Genomic DNA, 929 nt, shown 5'->3' on the forward strand with positions numbered 1-929 from the left:
CCCCGCGCCCGCCCGGATCGACCAGGTGCGCGCCGAACTCGACGAGCTCAGCGACTACCTGCGCAAGCACGACGGCAACACCGAGGACGGCAGGTGACCGTGGCGGCAGGACGCGTCGTCGCCGACCGCTACGAACTGTCCACGCTCATCGGCCAGGGCGGCATGGGCCAGGTGTGGACGGCCTACGACCGGCGCCTCGACCGGCGCGTGGCGGTGAAGCTGCTGCGCCCCGACAAGGTGGCAGGCCAGGAGGCCGACGAGCTGCGCCGCCGCTTCGTGCGCGAGTGCCGGGTGACCGCACAGGTCGACCACCCCGGGCTCGTCACCGTGCACGACGCGGGCAGCGAGGGCGAGGAGCTGTTCCTCGTCATGCAGTACGTCGACGGCGCGGACCTCTCCGACCACCTCGCCGAGCACGACCCGTACCCCTGGCAGTGGGCCGTCGCGGTCGCCGCGCAACTGTGCGCCGTACTGAGCGCCGTGCACGCGGTGCCGATCGTCCACCGCGACCTCAAGCCACGCAACGTGATGGTGAAGCAGGACGGCACGGTCACCGTCCTCGACCTCGGTGTCGCCTCCGTCATGGACACCGACACCACCCGCCTCACCCACACCGGTTCACCGATCGGCTCGCCCGCCTACATGGCTCCCGAGCAGGCCATGGGCGGTGCGGTCGGCCCGTACACCGACCTGTACGCACTCGGCGTCCTGCTGCACGAACTCCTCAGCGGAGACGTCCCGTTCGCAGGCTCCACGGCACTCGGCGTGCTGCACCGGCACCTGTACGAACCGCCCCTGCCCGTGCGCCGCAGCCGCCCCGAAGTCCCCGAGGCCCTCGAAGCGCTCGTCCTGCGGCTCCTCGCCAAGGACCCCCAGCACCGCCCGGCCTCCGCACAGGACGTCTACGAGGACCTGGCGCTGCTCCTGCC

Annotated in this window: 1 pseudogene; it reads left to right on the forward strand. The window is 71.9% G+C overall.

From position 1 onward, the window contains the following. Positions 1-162: 162 nt before the first annotated feature. A pseudogene (gene pkaE, locus EHS43_RS45215) lies at positions 163-929 on the forward strand (serine/threonine protein kinase PkaE); the annotation flags it as partial.

This window comes from Streptomyces sp. RP5T (assembly GCF_003933965.1).
Lineage (GTDB): Bacteria > Actinomycetota > Actinomycetes > Streptomycetales > Streptomycetaceae > Streptomyces.